The 20,245-nt window shown below is 69.8% G+C and carries 14 protein-coding genes; 6 read left to right on the top strand and 8 right to left on the bottom strand.

Annotation, left to right across the window (positions count from 1 at the left end; genetic code table 11):
* Nucleotides 1–4: 4 nt before the first annotated feature.
* From addB to trxA, 3 genes are read left to right on the top strand one after another with little or no spacing between them, the layout of a single operon-like run.
* Nucleotides 5–3,016, top strand: coding sequence for a double-strand break repair protein AddB (gene addB, locus BLS34_RS13835; RefSeq protein WP_093151138.1), 3,012 nt, complete (start codon nt 5–7; stop codon nt 3,014–3,016).
* Nucleotides 3,013–6,492: a double-strand break repair helicase AddA gene (gene addA / locus BLS34_RS13830; protein ID WP_093151135.1), complete on the top strand. Its 3,480-nt coding sequence runs from the start codon at nt 3,013–3,015 to the stop codon at nt 6,490–6,492. The genes addB and addA overlap by 4 nt, the downstream gene beginning before the upstream one ends.
* Nucleotides 6,493–6,547: 55 nt before the next feature.
* A complete protein-coding gene (gene trxA, locus BLS34_RS13825) occupies nt 6,548–6,868 on the top strand; it encodes a thioredoxin (protein WP_028793525.1) in 321 nt (106 codons plus the stop codon).
* A gap of 123 nt (nt 6,869–6,991) precedes the next feature.
* On the opposite strand, the gene BLS34_RS13820 is transcribed toward trxA, so the two are convergent.
* Nucleotides 6,992–7,918, bottom strand: coding sequence for a LysR family transcriptional regulator (locus tag BLS34_RS13820; protein ID WP_093151134.1), 927 nt, complete (start codon nt 7,916–7,918; stop codon nt 6,992–6,994).
* 104 nt (nt 7,919–8,022) lie between these two features.
* Between BLS34_RS13820 and BLS34_RS13815 the strand changes: the two genes are divergently transcribed.
* Nucleotides 8,023–8,922: a TauD/TfdA dioxygenase family protein gene (locus BLS34_RS13815; RefSeq protein WP_093151130.1), complete on the top strand. Its 900-nt coding sequence runs from the start codon at nt 8,023–8,025 to the stop codon at nt 8,920–8,922.
* Nucleotides 8,923–8,951: 29 nt separating this feature from the next.
* Here BLS34_RS13815 and BLS34_RS13810 read toward each other — a convergent pair whose 3' ends face one another.
* The 4 genes from BLS34_RS13810 to trpB are packed head-to-tail and all read right to left on the bottom strand — an operon-like array spanning nt 8,952 to nt 13,352.
* Complete coding sequence (locus BLS34_RS13810; protein ID WP_093151127.1) at nt 8,952–10,343, bottom strand: bifunctional folylpolyglutamate synthase/dihydrofolate synthase; 1,392 nt, start codon at nt 10,341–10,343, stop codon at nt 8,952–8,954.
* Nucleotides 10,312–11,262: an acetyl-CoA carboxylase, carboxyltransferase subunit beta gene (accD, locus tag BLS34_RS13805; RefSeq protein ID WP_028793521.1), complete on the bottom strand. Its 951-nt coding sequence runs from the start codon at nt 11,260–11,262 to the stop codon at nt 10,312–10,314. The genes BLS34_RS13810 and accD overlap by 32 nt, the downstream gene beginning before the upstream one ends.
* Nucleotides 11,263–11,289: 27 nt before the next feature.
* Complete coding sequence (trpA, locus tag BLS34_RS13800) at nt 11,290–12,126, bottom strand: tryptophan synthase subunit alpha (protein ID WP_028793520.1); 837 nt, start codon at nt 12,124–12,126, stop codon at nt 11,290–11,292.
* Nucleotides 12,126–13,352 (bottom strand): tryptophan synthase subunit beta, encoded by a 1,227-nt coding sequence (gene trpB / locus BLS34_RS13795; RefSeq protein ID WP_093151125.1) that lies wholly within the window; start codon nt 13,350–13,352, stop codon nt 12,126–12,128. The genes trpA and trpB overlap by 1 nt, the downstream gene beginning before the upstream one ends.
* A gap of 328 nt (nt 13,353–13,680) precedes the next feature.
* Between trpB and BLS34_RS13790 the strand changes: the two genes are divergently transcribed.
* The gene (locus BLS34_RS13790) at nt 13,681–14,082 is read left to right on the top strand and encodes a GIY-YIG nuclease family protein (protein ID WP_093151123.1); all 402 of its coding nucleotides are present in this window, start codon (nt 13,681–13,683) and stop codon (nt 14,080–14,082) included.
* Between the two features lie 216 nt (nt 14,083–14,298).
* Here BLS34_RS13790 and clpB read toward each other — a convergent pair whose 3' ends face one another.
* Nucleotides 14,299–16,914 carry an ATP-dependent chaperone ClpB gene (clpB, locus tag BLS34_RS13785; protein ID WP_028793518.1) on the bottom strand — a complete coding sequence of 872 codons (2,616 nt, stop codon included), beginning with the start codon at nt 16,912–16,914 and terminating at the stop codon, nt 14,299–14,301.
* A 247-nt stretch (nt 16,915–17,161) separates the two neighbouring features.
* Here clpB and BLS34_RS13780 point away from each other — a divergent pair, with 247 nt between their 5' ends.
* Nucleotides 17,162–17,920: an MOSC domain-containing protein gene (locus BLS34_RS13780; protein WP_028793517.1), complete on the top strand. Its 759-nt coding sequence runs from the start codon at nt 17,162–17,164 to the stop codon at nt 17,918–17,920.
* 301 nt (nt 17,921–18,221) lie between these two features.
* Here BLS34_RS13780 and BLS34_RS26715 read toward each other — a convergent pair whose 3' ends face one another.
* Both BLS34_RS26715 and prmC read right to left on the bottom strand, forming a co-directional pair.
* Nucleotides 18,222–19,166, bottom strand: a complete 945-nt coding sequence (locus BLS34_RS26715; RefSeq protein ID WP_215906110.1) for a DUF4167 domain-containing protein — start codon at nt 19,164–19,166, stop codon at nt 18,222–18,224.
* A gap of 213 nt (nt 19,167–19,379) precedes the next feature.
* Entirely contained in the window at nt 19,380–20,243 is an 864-nt protein-coding gene (gene prmC / locus BLS34_RS13770) for a peptide chain release factor N(5)-glutamine methyltransferase (RefSeq protein WP_093151121.1), read from the bottom strand.
* Between the last annotated feature and the right edge of the window lie 2 nt (nt 20,244–20,245).

Genomic DNA, 20,245 nt, shown 5'->3' with positions numbered 1-20,245 from the left:
CCGGATGACCGACCGCGTCTACACCATCCCCATCGGCACGCCGTTCCTCGACCGGCTGGCCGCCGGTGTGTGGGAGCGGGTGGAAGGCGATCCGATCGCCCTGACCGACGTGCGCCTGCTGCTGCCGACCCGGCGCGCGGTGCGCTCCGCCGCCGACGCCTTCCTGCGCTTCGGCGACGGACGGCCGATGCTCCTGCCGAAGCTGTCCACCGTCTCCGACGTGGACGAGGACCTGCTGGACGTGGAGGCGGGCTCGGAGGCCGGCGCCGCCGGCGCGCTGGAGATCCCGCCGGCGATCCCCGACCTGCAGCGCCATCTGGAGCTGATGCGGCTGGTCACCGCCTTCCTGCGTGCCGATCCCGACAGTGCGACGCCGGACACCCCGGAACACGCCTACCGCCTCGCGACGGCCCTCGCCCGGCTGATCGACGAGGTGCAGATGCACGGGCTGGATTTCGCCGTGCTCAAGGATCTGGCGCCGGACGCCTATGCCGCCCATTGGGACAAGACCATCGCCTTCCTGAAGATCGTCACCGAGATCTGGCCCGGCCGGCTGGAGGAACTGGCGGCGATCGACCCGATGGCCCGGCGCGACGCCCTGATGCGGGCCGAGGCCGCCGCCCTGCGCGCCCATCCGCCGAGCACGCCGGTCATCGTCGCCGGCTCCACCGGCTCGATTCCGGCGACGACGGAACTGATGCGCGCGGTGCTGGCGCTGCCGGCCGGCGCCATCGTGCTGCCGGGGCTGGACCGGGACGGCGACGCGGCGAGCTGGGCCGCCATCGGCGACGACCCGACCCATCCCCAGCACGGGTTGCACAGCCTGCTGCGCACCCTCGGCGTCGACCGGGATCAGGTGCGCGAGTGGTCCCCGTCGGTGACCGGCGGCCGCGACCGGCTGATCCGCGAGACCCTGCGCCCGGCGGCCACGACCGAGGCCTGGCGCGGCCTGTCGACCGCCGCCGACGCGCCGACGCCGGCCGCCTTCGACGGCATCACCCGGATCGACGCCGCCTCACCGCGCGAGGAAGCCGGGATCATCGCCCTGCTGATGCGCGAGGTGCTGGAACAGCCGGGCAAGACCGCCGCCCTGGTGACCCCGGACCGCCGGCTCGCCCGCCGGGTCGCCGTCGAGCTGCGCCGCTGGCGGATCCAGGACGGTGACGGCGACCGACTGGAGGTGAACGATTCCGGCGGCGCCCCGCTGTCCAACAGCGCGCCGGCGGTGTTCCTGCGCCTGCTGGCCCGCGCCGCGGTAGACTGCGCGCCGGTCGCCCTGCTCTCCCTGCTCAAGCATCCGCTGAGCGCCGCCGGTCTGCCGCCGGACCGGTTCGAGCGGCTGGTGGAGCGCCTGGACCGGGACATCCTGCGCGGCCCCCGCCCCGCCGCCGGTCTCGCCGGGCTGCGCCGGGCGGCGGAAGCCTCCGGCCTCAAGCCCGAGCCGCTTGGCGCCCTTCTCGGCTTCTGCGACCGGCTGACCGATGCGCTGGCGCCCTTGGAAGCCGCCCTGTCCCAGCCCACCGTCGCCGTGCCGGAGATCCTGGACGCCCATCTGCGCGCCGCCGAGACGCTCGCCACCTCCAACGACACCCATGGCAGCCTGCGCCTGTGGGTCGGCGAGGCGGGCGAGGCCCTGGCCCGGCTGTCCAACGAGTTCGCCGACGGGGCCGCCGGCATGGAACCGATCGGCGGCCGCGACTGGCCTGGCCTGTTCGACGCCCTGCTGGAAGGCCGCGTGGTGCGTCCGCGCTACGGCAGCCACCCGCGTCTGCACATCCTCGGCGTGCTGGAGGCCCGGCTGCTGGCCTTCGACCGGGTGATCCTGGGCGGGCTGAACGAAGGCACCTGGCCGGCCGAGCCGAAGCCGGACCCGTGGATGAGCCGGCCGATGCGCCGGGATTTCGGCCTGCCCTCCATCGACCTCGCCATTGGCAAGGCGGCCCATGACGTCGCCATGGCCATGGGCGGAAGCGAGGTGTTCCTCACTCGCGCCCAACGGGTCGACGGCAGCCCGACCATCCCGTCGCGCTGGCTGCTGCGGCTGGATACCGTCGCCCGCGCCCTGCACAGCGAGGAGAAGCTGGCGTCGTGGAAGGCCCCCGGCCATTGGCATGCCTTGCTGGACACCCCCGCCGCCCCCGATCCCGGCCGGCCGCCGGAGCCGCGTCCGCGCCTGGATCAGCGGCCGCGCAGGCTGTCGGTCACCCGGATCGACACCTGGCTGCGCGATCCGTACTCGATCTACGCCCGCTACATCCTGGACCTGCGCAAGCTCGACCCGCTGGATATGGAGGTCGGCGCCATCGAGCGCGGCAACGCCATCCACGAGGCGCTGGACGCCTTCGTCCGGGACTACCCGCGCGACCTGCCGCCAAACCCGGCCGACATGCTGATCGAGTACGGCAAGCGCAGTTTCGCCGCCCATATGGACCGGCCGGGGGTCTGGGCCTTCTGGTGGCCGCGCTTCGAGCGGGTGGCGCGCTGGTTCGTGGAGGTCGAGCGCGAGCGGCGCAAATCGCTCGACTACTCCGCCACCGAACGCCAGGGCGTCGTCACCCTGGCCGGACCCGGCGGACCGTTCACGCTGTTCGGCACCGCCGACCGCATCGACAGGCGTGGCGACGGCACCTACGTCCTCATCGACTACAAGACCGGCGCCAACCCGAGCTTGAGCGATCTGAAGGCCGGCCGCGCACCACAGCTTCCCCTGGAGGCGATGATCCTGATGGCCGGCGGCTTTGCCGAGCAGGATCTGCCCGCGGCCGACGTGGCCTCTCTGGAATACTGGCGGGTCGGCGGCGGCACCCCGCCGGGCAAGATCGACGCGGTGGATGCCACCGTGCCCGAGCTGGTGGAGACCGCCCGTGCCGGGCTGGAGGCGCTGATCGCCGCCTTCGACGACGAGAGCACCCCCTATCACGCCGCCCCGGACCCGCGTCGCAGCCTGCGCTTCAACGACTACGACCACCTGGCGCGCACCGGCGACTGGTCGGCCGGCGAGGAGGGCGAGGGATGAGCACTCTGGATCCTCTCAGCGCCCCCGCTGGAAACGCCATCGAGGAAGCCACCCGCAACCAACGCGAGGCAGCCGATCCGTCCGTCTCCGCCTGGGTCGCGGCCTCCGCCGGGTCGGGCAAGACCAAGGTGCTGACCGACCGGCTGCTGAACCTGCTGCTGGCGGGTACGAAGCCGCAGCGCCTGCTGTGCCTGACCTTCACCAAGGCGGCGGCGGCGGAGATGGCGACCCGACTTTCGCGCACCCTGGCGAAATGGACCGTGCTCGACGCCGACGCCCTCGGGAAGGAACTCGAGACCCTGGACGGCCGGGTGGCGAGCCAGGACCGCATGGCCAAGGCGCGCCGCCTGTTCGCCGAGGTGCTGGACGCACCGGGCGGGCTGAAGATCCAGACCATCCACGCCTTCGCCCAGTCCCTGCTCGGCCGCTTCCCGTTGGAGGCCGGCGTGCCGCCGAACTTCCGGCTGGCCGACGACCGGGCGGCGGCGACCCTGCTGGAGGATGCCGAGCGCTCTGTCCTGGAGCGGGCGCGCGGCGGGGCGGACGGGGATCTGGCGGACGCGCTCGCCGTGGTCACCGAGCGGGCGGCCGAGCAGACCGTGCGCGACCTGCTGAAGACCATGCTGGTCCAGCGCACCCGGTTGACCCGGTCGCTGGAGGCCGCCGCCGGGATCGGCGCCATCACCGCCCGCCTGCATGCCACCCTGGGCACCGATCCGGCCGACACCGACTGGATCCTGCGTCGGGCGGCCAGCGAAGACGCCGCCTTCGACCGCGATGTCCTGCACGCGGCGGCGAGCGCCCTGGCGGCGGGGGGAAAGACGGATACCAACCGCGCCGACACCCTGTTCGCCTGGCTCGCCCTGCCGGATGCCGATGCCCGCGCCAATGCCTGGGACGACTACAAGCGCGCCCTGCTGACCCAGGAGGGTGCGATCCAGGCCCGGCTCGCCACCAAGGGCGTGCAGGAACGCGCGCCGACCCTGCTCGATGACCTGACCCGGGAGGCGGAGCGCATCCTGGGTGTGGAGGAACGGCGCAAAGCGCTGGATACCGCCCTGCGCTCGGCCGCGCTGATCCGCCTGTCCGCCGCCATCATCGACGCCTATGGCCGTGCCAAGTCCCGCCGCGCCCTGCTCGATTTCGAGGATCTGGTGGAGCGCGCCCGGCGCCTGCTGACATCCCCCGGCACGGCGGCCTGGGTGCTGTTCAAGCTGGACGAGGGGCTGGAGCACATTCTCATCGACGAGGCCCAGGACACCAGCCCGGCGCAGTGGGAGATCGTGCGCGCCCTGGCCGAGGAGTTCTTCGCTGGCCTTGGAGCGATGGCCGAACGCGCGCCCGACCGGCCGCGCACCATCTTCGCCGTGGGCGACGTCAAACAGTCGATCTACAGCTTCCAGGGGGCCGACCCCGCAGGGTTCACCGAAGCCCGCGAATACTTCGCCGGACGGGTCACCGCCGCCGAGCAGACGTTCCGCGACGTGCAGATGCAGGTCTCCTTCCGCTCCACCGCGGCCGTGCTGAGCGCGGTGGACGCCGTCTTCGCCCGCGAGGACGCACGCCAGGGCGTGGCGGAGATCGTCGCCGGCGTCACCCGGGAGATCGCCCACCGGGCCAGCCGCACCGGTCAGGCCGGGCGCGTGGAGCTCTGGCCGGTGGTCGAGCCGGAGGACGAGGAGGCGGGCGATCCCTGGTCGCCGCCGCTGACCCGCGCCTCCATGGACGCCCCGGTCACCCGGCTGGCCCAGACCATCGCCGGCCGCATCGCCGGCTGGATTGCCGCGGGCGAGCCGCTGGAGGCCAAGAACCGGCCGATCCGCCCCGGCGACGTCATGGTGCTGGTGCGCCGACGCGGGGCCTTCGTCGCGGAACTGGTGCGGGCGCTGAAGGCGTCGGATGTGCCGGTGGCCGGCGTCGACCGCATGGTGCTGACCGAGCAGATGGCGGTGCGCGACCTGATCGCGCTGGGCGAGGCGCTGCTGCTGCCCGACGACGACCTGACGCTCGCCACCGTGCTGAAGAGCCCGCTGGTGGGGCTGAGCGAGGAGGACCTGCTCGACCTCGCCCAGGGACGCAAGGAGCGCCGCCTGTGGGCCGAGCTGTGGCGCCGGGCTGAGGAGCGGGACGTCTTCGCCCGGGCGGCCCGGCGGCTGTCCCGCTGGTCGGGGATGGCCCGGAACCTGCCGCCGCACGCGTTCTACCAGCAGATCCTGTCGGCCGAGCGCGGCCGCGAGCGGCTGGTCGCCCGTCTCGGCCCCGACTGCGAGGACGCGATCGACGAGTTCCTGGCCCAGGCCCTGGACGACGAGCGCGAGAACCCGCCCTCGCTGCAGAGCTTCCTGCACGCGGTCGTCGCCGGCGAGCAGGAGGTCAAGCGCGAGCTGGAGGGCGGCGAGGTCGACCAGGTCCGGGTGATGACCGTGCACGGGGCCAAGGGCCTGCAGGCGCCGATCGTCATCCTGCCCGACACGGTGCGGCCGCCACAGCTCCGCGATGCCGTGGTCTGGCATGGCGACGGGCTCGACCTGCCGCTCTGGGCGCCGTCCAGCGCCAGCGCCGATGCCGTCTCCGCCGGTGCGCGGGCGAAGGCGCGCGAAGCGATGGAGCAGGAATACCGCCGGCTGCTCTACGTCGCCATGACCCGGGCCGAGGACCGGCTGATCGTCTGCGGCTGGAAGGGCAAGCGCGATCCCGTGGACAAGGGCTGGTTCGGCCATGCCCGCGCCGGCCTGCCCGCCATCGCGGCGCAGGACGAGGACGGCACGCTGGTGCTGGCCACGCCGCAGGAAGCGGCGGCCCCCGCCGCGCGTGCCGGCACGGCCGCCCCGGCTCCGGCGTCGCTGCCCGGCTGGGCCGGCGCCGCCGCTCCGCGCGAACCGACCCCGCCGCGACCGCTCGCCCCGTCGCGCCCGGCCGCCGACGAGCCGCCGGTGCGCTCACCGCTGCAGCGCGACGGCACCGACCCGTTCAAGCGCGGCGTGCTGCTGCACCGTCTGCTCCAGCTTCTCCCCGACATGGAGCCCACCCGCCGCCACGAAGCCGGCCGCGCCCTGCTGACCCGCCCGGTCCACGCCCTGAGTCCCGACCAGGTGGAGTCCTGGCTGGCAGAGGTGCTGGCGGTGCTCGACGACCCCGAGTTCGCGCCGGTCTTCGCCCCCGGCTCCCGCGCCGAGGTGCCGATCGTCGGCCAGGTCACCGGGCCGGAGGGCCTGCAGATCGTCTCCGGCCGAATCGACCGGCTCGCCGTCGGCCCGGACGCGGTGCTTATCGTCGATTACAAGACCAATCGGCCGCCACCCTCTTCAATTGATGCCGTGGCCGACACATATATGCGCCAGATGTCCACATATCGCTCGCTGGTGGCGTCCCTATATCCCGGCCGGGCGGTGCGATGTGCGCTGCTTTGGACCGACGGTCCGACCCTGATGCCCATTCCGGACCCGTTGCTTCAAGGGTTTGGCGCATTGCCTTGACCATGACCGGCGGCGTTCCTAATCTCCGCCGGAGGAACCGCGAAAGGATGAATCGATGACGACGAACCCGGTTTCCGACGCCTCGTTTGACGAGGACGTCCTGAAATCCGACACCCCTGTGGTCGTCGACTTCTGGGCCGAGTGGTGTGGCCCCTGTAAGATGATCGGCCCGTCCCTGGAGAAGATCTCCGACGAGCTCGGCCAGCAGGTGAAGGTCGTCAAACTGAACATTGACGACAATCCGAAGACCCCGGCCGCCTATGGCGTGCGTGGCATTCCGACCCTCATGGTGTTCAAGGACGGCCAGGTGCACGCCCAGAAGATCGGCGCCCTGCCGGAGACCCAGCTCAAGCAGTGGATCGAATCCTCGATCTGAGCCTCGATCCGAGCGCCCTGATCCGAGCGACGAGCGACACAGTTTGCCTATCAGGACGGCCCCGCTTCGGCGGGGCCGTTCGTGTTTGGCCGTCCCGCCGTCCGTCCCTAAACCCATCCCCCCTCAACCCAGCCCGAGACGAAGGTCGAGGCGTCGTTCGAACGCAGCCAGCGACCGCTCGAAGCGGTCCAGGATCTCCGTCACGATCGGTGACGGCTCGCGCCGCGCGGCAGACACCGCCATGACCTCCAGCGCCAGTCCGTCAAGGTCGAGCGGCCGCACGCACATCGCCGCGCTGTCGATCTCCGGCGCCACCATGACCGCCGGAACGATGGTCACGAAATCGCTGTTCTGAACGAACTCGAGGGTGCCGAACATGCTGTCCATGTCCATCAGCGCGTCCAGTTCTACCCCCCGGGACCGCAGATAGGCCAGCACCCGGCGGCGGCGGATGCTTCCTTCCGACTGCAGAATCAGCCGCATCGGCGACACCGCCCGGACGTCGACCGGACGCATGTGGAGGCCATCGCCCGCCGGTCGGGCGATCAGGGCCTCCCGCGATCGGCCGAGCAGGCGGCAGCGAAGCGACGGCGGGGCGTCGAAGACCGGGACGATGGCGGCATCCAGCCTGTCGCCCACCACCTCGTCGATGAGCTCTGAACTCGCCCGCTCCACGAGGTTGATCGTGACGTTCGGGTTCTCGGCGAGATAGCGCCTCAGGACGGGACCGGCCTCCGAGCGGGTCAGGGCCGGCATGACGCCGAGCGTGACGCTGCCGGTCGCCCCGCGCCCGAGATCGACGATCCCGCGCTCGACGGTCGAGATCTCCCGGAGTAGCGCGATCGATCGGGCATAGAGCTGCCTGCCCGCCGGCGTGGCGACGGCGCCGCGCGCGCCGCGTTCGAGCAGCTGCGTGCCGAGCGCCCGTTCCAGTCGGGCGATCTGCTGCGACACGCCGGACTGGGTGGCGTTCAACCGCTCCGCCGCCGCGGTGAAAGACCCCTCCTCGAAGACGGCGGCAAAGACGCGCATCCGATCGATGGACAGCATCACATCACCAAATATAATGAAGATTAGAAATTAGTATAATTTCAAATTCTATCCGGTGCCAAGCAAGCTTCCCTGAAGGACACAGAACCAGGGAGACCGCCGCCATGTCCGTCGCTCACGCGCATACCGACAGCATCACCGCCGAAAAGCGCCATCCGCATATCGGCGCCACCGTCCGGGGCGTCGACCTCTCGCAGCCGCTCGACGGCAGCACGGTCGAGGCCATCCATGCGCTCTGGATGGAGCACCTGCTGCTCGTCTTTCCCGACCAGCGGATCACCGACGAGCAGCATATCGCCTTCGGCGAGCGGTTCGGCCGGCTCGAGATCCATCCCTCGGTCGCCCACCGGTCGTCGCGCAACAAGGCGATCTACCGGGTGTCGAACGTGGACGAGAGCGGAAACATCGTGCCGCCGACGGATACGGCCTGGCAGTACCTGAACCAGTCCTGGCGCTGGCACACCGACAGCTCGTTCCGCGAGATCCCGAGCAAAGGCTCGATCCTGCACGGCATCGAGATCACCCGCGAGGGCGGCAGCACCCTGTTCGCCAACATGTACGCCGCCTATGACGCGCTGTCGGAGGCCATGAAGGCCCGGATCGAGGGCCTCTGGGTGATCCACGCCCACGACTACATCCTCCGCACCGCTCCCGAGCTCGCCGGCAAGGTCGATCAGGGCACGTACGACGACCTGCCGCCGGTCCGCCACCCGCTGGTCAAACGCCATCCGGTCACGGGCCGCAAGAGCCTGTTCCTGTCCCCGCACACCATGGTCACGATCGAAGGCATGGAGGAGAACGCGGCGCGGGCGCTGCTGGACGACCTCACCACCCATGCGACCGACGCCGCCTTCGTCTATCGCCATGTCTGGGAGCCGCACGACGTCATCATGTGGGACAACCGCTGCACCATGCATTCGGTCGAGCCGTTCGACAACCGGACGACCCGCCGGATCATGCATCGTGTGACGCTGGTCGGCGAGGACGCACCGACCCCGGCTTGAGCCGAACCGACGCTGCGGGGAACGGTCCCCTACCCGTTCTCCGCCAGCACCCGGCCGGCGAGGTACAGCGAGCCGGCAATCAGCACGCGGCCCGCCCCCCCGCCGCCGGCGACGATGCCGGACAGCGCCTCGGCGACACTCTCCCGCGCCGCCGCTGCGACGCCCGCGGTGCCGGCCATCGCCGCCACCGCCTCGGCTGACAGGCTGGCCGTCTCGCCGGGAATGGCCACCGTGGACACGCTGGCGGGCAGGCCGGCGAAGGGGCGCAGGTAGTCGTCCGCCGCCTTGGTGTTCAGCATGCCGACGATCAGGTGCACCGGCTCGTCCGGCCGCTCCCGGCGCCAGGCCGCGACCTGGGCGGCGACCGCGCGGCCGGCATCGGCGTTGTGCCCGCCGTCCAGCCACAGGCTCCAGCCCGCCGCCAACAACTCCACCAGCGGACCGCGCGTCAGGCGCTGCATCCGGGCCGGCCAGGAGGCGGTACGCACCCCCTCGGCCCGGTGCACGGCGGTATTGGCGAGCGAGCCGGACACCGCTGTCGCGACGGCCACCGCCACGGCCGCATTGTCGATCTGATGCGCCCCCGGCAGGGACGGCAGCGGCAGGGCCTCGGTCACGCCCCCGGCCTCGACCACCAGCCCCTCGCCTTCGCGCCGGACGGAATAGTCCCGCGCGAATACGGTCATCGGCGCCTCCAGCGCGGCCGCCCGGTCGGCGATCACCCCGAACGCGCGCGGATCCTGCGGCCCGACGATCACCGGGACGCCCGGCTTGACGATCCCGGCCTTCTCGAATGCGATCTTCTCGATGGTGTCGCCGAGGAACGCCACATGGTCGATCGAGACCGGCGTGATGACGCAGGCCAGCGGCCGGTCGATCACGTTGGTGGCGTCGAACCGGCCGCCGAGCCCGACCTCCAGCAGCAGCACGTCGGCCGGTACGCGCGAGAAGGCGAGGAAGGCGGCGGCCGTGGTGATCTCGAACAGGGTGATCGGCTCGCCGCCGTTCGCCGCCTCGCATTCCTCCAGCACCGCGGAGAAGGCGGCGTCGTCGATCAGGTCGCCGGCCAGGCGGATACGCTCGTTGAACCGCACCAGATGGGGCGACGTGTAGACGTGGACCCGATGGCCGGCCGCCTCCAGGATCGCCCGCAGATAGGCGATTGTGGAGCCCTTGCCGTTGGTGCCCGCCACATGGATGACCGGTGGTACGGCGCGCTCGGGATTGCCGAGGCGGTCGAGCAGGGTCTGCAGGCGGCCGAGCGACAGGTCGATGGCCTTGGGGTGCAGGGTCTGCAGGCGCGCAAGGATCGCGTCCGGAGCCTGGGTGTCGGCGCTGGCGACGGGCGACGGGGCGGTTATGGCCGTATCCTCCGAACGGAGCGGGCGATCAGGTCTTCTGGGCGTCCGCCATCTCGGCATCTTCGGCCTCGTCATCCCGGCCGGGAATGTCGAGATCGGGCTGCGGCAGGGCAACCACCTCGGCCGAGGGCTCGCGGAACATCATCAGGCCGAGCAGACGGCCCAGCATGGCCTTCAGCTCGCGCCGATGGACCACCGCGTCGACCATGCCGTGCTCGCGCAGATACTCGGCCTTCTGGAAGCCCTCGGGCAACTGCTCGCGGATGGTCTCCTGGATCACCCGCTGACCGGCGAAACCGATGATCGAGCCCGGCTCGGCGATGTGCAGGTCGCCCAGCATGGCGAAGGACGCGGTGACGCCGCCGGTGGTCGGGTCGGTCAGCACGACGATGAAGGGCAGCCCCTTCTCCTTCAGCCGCTCGACCGCGGCGACGGTGCGCGGCATCTGCATGAGGGACAGGATGCCCTCCTGCATGCGCGCGCCGCCGGAGGCCGGGAACACGACAAGGCCGGCGTCCTGGGTCTCGGCCAGCCGCGCGGCACGGACCAGGCCGTCGCCGACGCCGGTGCCCATGGACCCGCCCATGAAGGAGAAGTCGAACACCGCGCAGACCGCCGGCGCGTTCTCGATCGTGCCGTGGGCAACGATGATCGCGTCGTTGCGCCCGGCCTTCACCTGGGCCTCGCGCATGCGATCGGTATAGCGCTTGCGGTCGCGGAACTTCAACGGGTCGGCGGCCGTCTTCGGCAGCTCGATGGTCTGGTACTCGCTCTTGTCGAACAGCATGGCGAGCCGGTCGACGGCGTTCATCCGCAGGTGATGGTCGCAGGCGGTGCAGACCTGGAAGTTCTCCTCAAGGTCCCGGTGGAACAGCATCTGGCCGCAGGACGGACACTTGTGCCACAGGTTGTCGGGCACCTCGCGGGCGCCGACCCAGGCCTTGATCTTCGGCAGGACCGAGCTGGTGAGCCAGTTCATTTCCGCCTCTCTACTCCGCTTCCAGGATCAGGTGCGCGCGCCGCGCACGCCGTCGGCCAGTGTCTTAACAAAATCCAGGGTCGTCGGCACGGTCTTGTCGGTCGCCCGGCCCTCGCCGTCGAGGGAGTCCTTGATCGCGTTGACCACCGCGGTGCCGACGATGGCCCCGTCCGCGACCTTCGCCACGTCCGCCGCCTGCTGCGCCGTCTTGATGCCGAAACCGACGCAGACCGGCAGGTCGGTATGGCGCTTCAGCCGCTCGACCGCGCTGGTGATCATATCGTTAGACGCCGAGGCGGTGCCGGTAATTCCCGCGATGGAGACGTAATAGACGAAGCCGGCTGTGTTGGTCAGCACCTTGGGCAGCCGCTTGTCGTCGGTGGTCGGCGTGGCCAGCCGGATGAAGGCCATGTCCTTCTTCAGCGCCGGGATGCACAGCTCGTCGTCCTCTTCCGGCGGCAGGTCGACGACGATCAGCCCGTCCGCCCCGGCATCCAGCGCGTCGGTCAGGAAGGCGTCCACGCCGTAGGCATAGATCGGGTTGTAGTAGCCCATCAGGATGATCGGCATGTCCTGGTTGTCCTGGCGGAACTCCCGCACCAGGGCGAGGGTGCCCTTCAGGGTCATGCCGCCCTTCAGCGCGCGCTGGCTCGCCTCCTGGATCGCCGGACCGTCGGCCATCGGATCGGTGAACGGCATGCCGAACTCGACCATGTCGGCACCCGCCCCCGGCAGACCCTTCAGCAGCGCCGCACTGGTCTTCGCGTCCGGATCGCCGGCGGTGATGAACACGCCCAGGCCGGCCCGGCCCTGTTCCTTCAGCGACGCGAACTTGGCGTCGATGCGCCCCACACCAGCACCCATCAGACCAGACCCTTCGCCTCGAGCTTCGGAATGACCGCGTCGACGTCCTTGTCGCCGCGCCCGCAGAGATTCATGACCACGATATGGTCCTTCGGCAGGTCGCCGATCATCTTGGCCACATGCGCCAGGGCGTGGGACGGCTCCAGCGCCGGGATGATGCCTTCCTTGCGGGTGCAGAGCGCGAAGGCCTCCAGCGCCTCGTCGTCGGTGACCGAGACGTAGTTCACCCGGCCCAGCTCGTGCAGCCAGGAATGCTCCGGCCCGATGCCCGGGTAGTCGAGGCCGGCGGAAATGGAATGGGCCTCGGTGATCTGGCCGTCCTCGTCCTGCAGCAGGTAGGTGCGGTTGCCGTGCAGCACGCCCGGACGCCCGCCGGTGAGCGAGGCGGCGTGCTGGCCGGTGTCGATGCCGTAGCCGCCCGCCTCCACGCCGACCAGAGCGACGTCCGTGTCGTCCAGGAACGGGTGGAACAGGCCCATGGCGTTGGAGCCGCCGCCGATGGCGGCCACCAGCGTGTCCGGCAGCCGTCCCTCGGCCTCCAGCATCTGTTCCCTGGTCTCGATGCCGATCACCGACTGGAAGTCGCGGACCATGGCCGGGTACGGGTGCGGTCCGGCCACGGTGCCGATGATGTAGAAATGGGTGTCCGGCTTGGAGACCCAGTAGCGCAGGGCCTCGTTCATCGCGTCCTTCAGGGTCGACGAGCCGGAGGTCACCGGATGGACCTTGGCGCCGAGCAGGCGCATGCGGTCCACGTTCGGCTTCTGGCGCTCGACATCGACGGCGCCCATGAAGACCTCGCACTCCATGCCGAACAGGGCGCAGGCGGTGGCGGTGGCCACGCCGTGCTGGCCGGCGCCGGTCTCGGCGATGATCTTGGTCTTGCCCATGCGCCTGGCGAGCAGCGCCTGGCCGATCACGTTGTTGATCTTGTGCGCGCCGGTGTGGTTCAGCTCGTCGCGCTTGAAGTACAGCTTGCCGCCGCCGAAGTGGTTGGTCAGCCGCTCGGCGAAGAACAGAGGGCTCGGCCGGCCGATGTAGTGCTTCTGGTAGTACTCGAACTCGCGCTGAAACTCCGGATCCAGTTTGGCGGCGGTATAGGCCTCTTCGACCTGCAGGATCAGCGGCATGAGCGTTTCGGCAACGTAACGGCCGCCGAAGATACCGAAATGCCCGTTCGCGTCCGGACCGGATCGCAGGCTGTTCGCAGGAGCTGGGCTGGCCATGCCGAAACCTCGTGAAAGCGTTGGTGAGGCACGGTCTTAAGGCCGCAGGCGGGGGGATGCAAGGGAGGAGCGGGGGCCGCGGTAGTGCCGGGGTGTGCGGACCATCGGGCCGCGTGTGGTCCGAGGTGAGGATTACTGCGTTCGGGGTTGCCGGTGTCGGGGTGGGGCTCGGTCCCGGGCAGCCCCCGGATCGGTCCGGGGTCTCCCGGGATGACGGCTCCATTCTTCTACATCCTCACCCGTCATCCCGGACGAGACCGGACTTGATCCGGACTCGGGCCGGGACCCATCGGACGGAAAACCGCCCAGTCCCTCCCATGGCCAAGGTATGCGCGATCCGATCCAACCCTGCGTCTACATCCTCGCCTCACGGCGCAACGGGACGCTGTATACCGGCGTGACCGGCGATCTGGTCCGGCGGGTGGCCCTGCATCGCGCGGCGACGGCGGGCTTCTGCGCAACCTACGGCGTCCACCGGCTGGTCTATTTCGAACTCCTCGGCCGGATGGAGGACGCGATCCTGCGGGAGAAGCGGGTGAAGCGCTGGCGCCGGGCCTGGAAGCTGGCGCTGATTGAGGGGGTGAATCCCGGGTGGGAGGATCTTTATCAGTCGCTTAGGACCGGAGATCTGAACCTCGCACCCTTCGCTGCGCCACCGATCAGGGGCGACCGGAGGGATGCGCTGGGTCCCGGCCCGAGCCCGGATCAAGTCCGGTCTCGTCCGGGATGACGCAAGAAGGAAATATTAAAAACAAATTCAGTATCTTAGCCCGTCATCCCGGGCGGCTCCGGACTTGATCCGGAGGCGGCCCGGGACCCAACTCGCGGCAGGGCGCAAGAGAACGACACGAAAGAGAGAACCATGCGAAACGGATAAAGGGACGGCCGCGATCGACCGTCCCCCTTCCGAAACGAAGCGGCGTATCAGCGAGACCCGGCGGCAGCTCTACTCCGCCGCCTCGATCGCCACGTCGCCATTGGCCGCCGTCTCGCCGTCGATGACCAGCGCGCCGTCGACAGCCGACACGATCACCACGTCGCCGTCCTTGATCCGACCTTCCAAGATGCGGTTGGCGAGCGGGTTCTGCAGAGAGCGCTGGATCACACGCTTCAGCGGCCGCGCCCCGTAGACCGGGTCGTAGCCCGTCTCCGCCAGCCAGGCCAAAGCCGCGTCGTCCAGGGCCAGCTTGATGTCGCGGTCGGCGAGCATCTGGCGCAGGCGGCCGAGCTGGATGTCGACGATGCCCTTCATGCTCTCCCGGGCCAGGCGGGTGAACAACAGCACCTCGTCGATCCGGTTCAGGAATTCCGGCCGGAACGACGCCCGCACCACCTCCATCACCTGCTCGCGCACCGAGTCCACGCCCATGCCGTCGGGCATCGCCGCCAGAGCGTCGGCGCCGAGGTTCGACGTCATGATGATCATGGTGTTGCGGAAGTCGACGGTGCGACCCTGACCGTCGGTCAGGCGGCCGTCATCCAGCACCTGCAGCAGCACGTTGAACACGTCCGGATGCGCCTTCTCGACCTCGTCGAACAGCACGACCTGGTACGGCCGGCGCCGCACCGCCTCGGTCAGGGTGCCGCCCTCTTCGTAGCCGACATAGCCCGGAGGGGCGCCGATCAGACGGGCGACGGCGTGCTTCTCCATGAACTCCGACATGTCGAGCCGCACCATGGCGTGCTCGTCGTCGAAGAGGAACTCCGCCAGCGCCTTGGTCAGCTCGGTCTTGCCGACACCGGTGGGGCCCAGGAACAGGAACGAGCCGATCGGCCGGTTCGGATCCTGCAACCCGGCGCGCGCCCGGCGCACCGCGTTGGCGACCGCCGTGATGGCCTCGTCCTGGCCGACCACCCGCTTGTGCAGGTTGTCCTCCATCGCCAGCAGCTTGTCGCGCTCGCCCTCCAGCATCTTGTCGACCGGAATGCCGGTCCAGCGCGACACCACCGAGGCGATGTCGTTGTCCGACACCTCCTCCTTCAGCATGCGCTTGGACGAGGCGTCCTCGGCATGGGCCAGGGTCTGTTCCAGCTGCGGAATGACTGAGTAGGTCAGCTCGCCGGCCCGGGTCAGGTCGCCGGCACGCTTGGCCACCTCCAGATCCTGGCGGGCCGCGTCCAGCTTCTCCTTCACCTTATGGGCGCCGGTCAGCATCTCCTTCTCGCCCTGCCAGCGGGCGGTCAGCTCGCCCGAGCGCTCCTCCAGACCGACCAGCTCCTCCTCGAGCGTCTCCAGACGATCGCGGCTGGCCTTGTCGTCTTCCTTCTTCAGGGCCTCGCGCTCGATCTTGAGCTGGATGATCTTGCGGTCCAGCTCGTCGATCTGCTCGGGCTTGCTGTCGACCTCCATGCGCCGCCGGCTCGCCGCCTCGTCCATCAGGTCGATGGCCTTGTCCGGAAGGAAACGGTCGGTGATGTAGCGGTTGGACAGGTTGGCCGCCGCCACCAGGGCGCTGTCGGTGATCCGCACGCCGTGGTGCAGCTCGTACTTCTCCTTAAGCCCGCGCAGGATCGACACGGTCTCCACCACGCCCGGCTCGGACACCAGCACCGGCTGGAAGCGCCGGGCCAGGGCGGCGTCCTTCTCGATATGCTTGCGGTATTCGTCGAGGGTGGTTGCACCCACGCAATGCAGTTCGCCGCGCGCCAGGGCCGGCTTCAGCATGTTGGAGGCGTCCATCGAGCCTTCGGCCGCACCGGCCCCGACAAGGGTGTGCAGCTCGTCGATGAACAGGATGACCTCGCCGTCGGTGTTGCCGAGCTCGTTCAGCACCGCCTTCAGGCGCTCCTCGAATTCGCCGCGGAACTTCGCGCCGGCGATGAGCGCACCCAGGTCGAGCACCAGCAGCCGGCGGTTCTTCAGGCCCTCCGGCACGTCGCCGTTGACGATGCGCTGGGCCAGGCCCTCGACGATGGCGGTCTTACCCACGCCGGGCTCGCCGATCAGCACCGGGTTGTTCTTGGTGCGCCGGGACAGGACCTGGATGGTGCGGCGGATCTCCTCGTCGCGGCCGATGACCGGGTCGATCTTCCCGTCGCGCGCCGCCTCGGTGAGGTCGCGGGTGTACTTCTTCAGGGCGTCGAAATTGCCTTCCGCATTGGCACTGTCGGCGGTGCGGCCCTTGCGCATGTCCTGGATCGCCTTCTCCAGGTTCTGCGGCGACAGCCCCGCCTCGGTCAGCGCCTTGGATGCATCGGTTCCCGACGCCAGCGCGATCGCCAGCAGCAGCCGCTCGACGGTGACGTACTGGTCGCCCGCCTTCTTCGCGACCTCCTCGGCCTGGGTCAGGATCTTCGCCAGTTCCGGCGACATGTAGACCTGACCGGCGCCGCCGCCCTCGACCTGGGGCATCTTGTTCAGGATTTCGTCGACCCGCGCCAGGGCGGCCTTGGAATCGCCGCCGGCGCGCTGGATCAGCGTGGCCGCCAGGCCCTCCGAATCCTCGATGAACACCTTGAGCAGGTGTGCCGGCATCAGCCGCTGATGACCGCGGCCGAGCGCCATGGTCTGCGCCGCCTGCAGGAAGCCCTTGCAGCGGTCGGAAAGCTTCTCGAAATTCATGTCCCAATCTCCACGAGTACCGCGTTTCGCCAGTACGACCGCCGACGCCCCATCAGGCGACCTCGACGGCCTGGTCCGATCCAGGAGAAGAGTACTCCCGATCGGCATTTCAAGGCGGCCCAATGAGGCACCGCCCCTCCTCGGATCAGAGATAGGTGTTGCACTGCGGCAACACAAGAGACCGGCCGGCGGATATCGGCGGCACGCCCGCGTTGACAGCGACCTTTGACGGGCGTTCTGTCAGGTCATGAACGCGCGCGTCACATCGATCCATCGCTATCCGGTGAAAGGCCTGTCGCCCCAGGCGCTTGACTCCGTCGAGCTCGCGGCGGACCGGCTGATCCCGTTCGACCGCCGCTTCGCCATCGCCCACGGCTCGGCCCCGGTCGATCCGGCCGCGCCCGACTGGCACTCCAAGGCGCATTTCCTGCAGGTGATGAGCGTGCCGAAGCTGGCGGCGCTGGAGACCGTGTTCGACGATGCGACGACCACCCTGGAGATCCGTCGCAACGGCCGGCAGATCGCCCGCGGTGACCTGACGAGCCGCACCGGCTGCGCGGTGATCGAGCAGTTCTTCGCCGCCTATGCCAAGAACGACCTGCGCGGCGCGCCCAAGGTCGTGGACCTGGGCAAAGGCGGCTACACGGATGTGGACGCACCGTTCCTGTCGATCATCAACCTGGCCTCGGTGCGGGATCTGGAGCGGGTGGTCGGCAAGCCGGTCGACCCGATGCGGTTCCGCGGCAACCTGCTGGTCGACGGACTGGAGCCCTGGGAAGAGATGGGCTGGGTCGACAGCAGCCTCACCATCGGGACAGCGCGCGTGCGGGTGGAGGAGATCACCGGGCGCTGTGCGGCCACCAACGCCAATCCGGCGACGGGCCAGCGCGACCTGACCATCCCACATGACCTGCAGCGCGGCTTCGGCCATACCCAGTGCGGTATCTATGTCCGGGTGACCGAAGGCGGCCGGGTGGCGGCGGGTGATGCGCTGAGCGTGGATTGAGGGTCCCGGACCCTTCTTCTGCTTGCTCCGCCATCCCGGGCGAGCCCGGACCTGCACCGGAGTCGGGCCGGAGTCGGGCCGGAGTCCGGCGGATGGTTCGGCGGCTTGGTCCTGACATGCGTCAGGATCGAGCCGCGGGCGGCGGAACCGTCCGGTAGGTCCGGTGCCCAGCCGGAGCCCTCGTTCCGCTCGGAGCCCGGATCCAGTCCGGGATGATGAAGAGCGGTGGACTGGAATCACCCCGAAAAGAAGAAGGCCCGGTCGCGCGACCGGGCCTTTCTTATGCTTTAGGGGGAGACGGTCAGCTCGCCGCGGCGGCGCCGTCGTCGTCGGTATTGGCCGGCTGGTCGGCGCTGGCGGCGCGGCGGCGGCGGCGCGGACGCGGCTGCTCCTCCTCACCGGACGCGTCAGCGGACGCCTTGGCGGAGGCAGTCTCGCCGCCGTCCTTGTTGGCGCCGTCCTTGTTGGCACCGTCCTTGTTGGCACCGTCCTTGTTGGCACCGTCCTTATTGCTGGCGACCCGAAGCGTGCGGCGGATGCCATCCTCCTCGACCGCCGGAGCGGCATCGTCGGAGGCGGCTGCACGGCGCGGACGGCCGCGCGGACGGCGCGCCGGAGCGGCCTCTTCCTCGGCCTGCGGCTGGGTCTGCGGCTGGGTCTGGGGCTGAGCCTGCGCCGGCGCGGCGGACGGCTCGTCGGCGCTGTTGTCGTGACGGTCGGAACCGGAAGACTGATCCTCCGCCGCCCGGCGCTCGCCTCGACGGTCCTCGCGCTGGTCGCCGCCGCGGCCTCCGCCCTGGGTGCCATCGTTCGACCGGTTACCGTCCTGGGAGCGGTTGCCGCCCTGATTGCCGCCGCCGGAGTTGCCGCCACCATTGCCGCCGTTGTTGCCGCCGGCGCGATAGTCGTCGCCGTCGTCATCGTCGTCGTTCCAGTCGCGCGGGCCGCCATTGGGCTGCTGGCCCTGGCCGCTGCGGTTCTGGCGATCGGCGTCGTTGTCGGCGAAGGCGCTGACGATCCGGTAGTAGTGATCGGCGTGCTGGAAATAGCTTTCCCCAAGCACCCGGTCGCCGGCAGCCGTGGCGTCCCGGCCGAGTGCCAGATACTTTTCGTAGACCTGATTGGCGTTGCCGCGGATGCGGACGTCGGGCCCGTTGCTGTCGAAGGTCTGATTGCGGTTCGGCGTGTTCGGGCGACGGTTGTTACCCCGTCCGCGACCACGCTTCTGGTGTGGGCCTTGTCTCATGCCAACCACATTTCCTGTTGTTTCGAAGCGGACCCCGTGTCCGGTTCGCAGGCCACATGTTCAAACAATTCAGCCAGTGTCCCCTGGGGCACCGGGTGGACCGCGCTCTGCGATCACCATGTTGAATGTGGCTTCGGCTTGGGCCAAATGAGCCCCCCGCCTGAACTGCACACTATCTTGCTTCCCCATGTATTCCAAGCGGTTTTCCGACTGCTAGGGGGTACCCGAACGGGTGTCATTCCATTTCAGAACCAGTGTTCTTTCAATGCCGGCCAGATCGGCTTTCCGAGCGACCTCCGCCAGGCCGGCGCCCACCATGATCGCGGCGACCGCATCGCCCTGCCCGATCCCCAGTTCCAGAACCGCCAGCCCGTCCGCCGCCAGCATGCGGGCCAGCACCGGCGCGAGCGCGCGGTAGGCGTCGAGCCCGTCCGGGCCGGCGGCCAGCGCGCCGATCGGATCGTGATCCCGCACCTCCTCGGCCAGCGTCGGCACCTCGGCCTCGGCGATATAGGGCGGGTTGGACAGGATCAGCTCGAACCGGCCCTCCTCGGCGATTTCATCCCAGTCCTGGCAGCGGATCTCCACCCGGCCGGCGAGGCCGGTCGCCCCGGCATTGCGCCGCGCCACCTCGGCCGCCGCCGGCGAGCGGTCGATGCCGATGCCGGTGGCGTCCGGAAACTCCGACAGGGCCGCCAGCAGCAGGCAGCCGGTGCCGGTGCCGAGATCGAGAATGCGCCGGGGCGGGGCGCGGCCGCGGAACGAGTCCAGCGCCGCCTCGATCACGGTCTCGCTGTCCGGACGCGGATCCAGCGTGTCCGACGTCACCGCCAGGTCCAGCGTCCAGAAAGACCGCCGACCGATGATCTTGCTCACCGGCTCGCGGGCGATGCGGCGCGCCACCAGCGACCGGTAGCGCGCCAGCGCCGCGTCGTCGAGCGGCACCTCCTCATGCGGCCAGACCTCACGCCCCAGCACATGGCCGAGCAGCAGCCTTGCGTCCAGCCGCCCGCCCTCGATCCCGGCGCGGGAGAGCTCCGCTGCCGCGGCCTTCAGGGCTTCGCGAATGCCGGTCACCG

Origin of the sequence: Thalassobaculum litoreum DSM 18839 (assembly GCF_900102465.1) — a bacterium.
GTDB classification, from domain to species: domain Bacteria; phylum Pseudomonadota; class Alphaproteobacteria; order Thalassobaculales; family Thalassobaculaceae; genus Thalassobaculum; species Thalassobaculum litoreum.
The sequence above is the reverse complement of the archived record's forward strand: the minus strand, read 5'-3'. Positions and strand labels throughout refer to the sequence as shown.

What these genes read in the sequence shown, in the direction of transcription:
- addB (WP_093151138.1), top strand. Translation starts at nt 5, where the DNA reads ATGACCGACCGCGTCTACACCATCCCCATCGGCACGCCGTTCCTCGAC.
- trpB (WP_093151125.1), bottom strand. Translation starts at nt 13,352, where the DNA reads ATGGCCAGCCCAGCTCCTGCGAACAGCCTGCGATCCGGTCCGGACGCG.
- BLS34_RS13780 (WP_028793517.1), top strand. Translation starts at nt 17,162, where the DNA reads ATGAACGCGCGCGTCACATCGATCCATCGCTATCCGGTGAAAGGCCTG.
- clpB (WP_028793518.1), bottom strand. Translation starts at nt 16,914, where the DNA reads ATGAATTTCGAGAAGCTTTCCGACCGCTGCAAGGGCTTCCTGCAGGCG.
- BLS34_RS26715 (WP_215906110.1), bottom strand. Translation starts at nt 19,166, where the DNA reads ATGAGACAAGGCCCACACCAGAAGCGTGGTCGCGGACGGGGTAACAAC.
- addA (WP_093151135.1), top strand. Translation starts at nt 3,013, where the DNA reads ATGAGCACTCTGGATCCTCTCAGCGCCCCCGCTGGAAACGCCATCGAG.
- trpA (WP_028793520.1), bottom strand. Translation starts at nt 12,126, where the DNA reads ATGGGTGCTGGTGTGGGGCGCATCGACGCCAAGTTCGCGTCGCTGAAG.
- BLS34_RS13820 (WP_093151134.1), bottom strand. Translation starts at nt 7,918, where the DNA reads ATGCTGTCCATCGATCGGATGCGCGTCTTTGCCGCCGTCTTCGAGGAG.
- BLS34_RS13790 (WP_093151123.1), top strand. Translation starts at nt 13,681, where the DNA reads ATGCGCGATCCGATCCAACCCTGCGTCTACATCCTCGCCTCACGGCGC.
- BLS34_RS13810 (WP_093151127.1), bottom strand. Translation starts at nt 10,343, where the DNA reads ATGCCGAGATGGCGGACGCCCAGAAGACCTGATCGCCCGCTCCGTTCG.
- BLS34_RS13815 (WP_093151130.1), top strand. Translation starts at nt 8,023, where the DNA reads ATGTCCGTCGCTCACGCGCATACCGACAGCATCACCGCCGAAAAGCGC.
- accD (WP_028793521.1), bottom strand. Translation starts at nt 11,262, where the DNA reads ATGAACTGGCTCACCAGCTCGGTCCTGCCGAAGATCAAGGCCTGGGTC.
- trxA (WP_028793525.1), top strand. Translation starts at nt 6,548, where the DNA reads ATGACGACGAACCCGGTTTCCGACGCCTCGTTTGACGAGGACGTCCTG.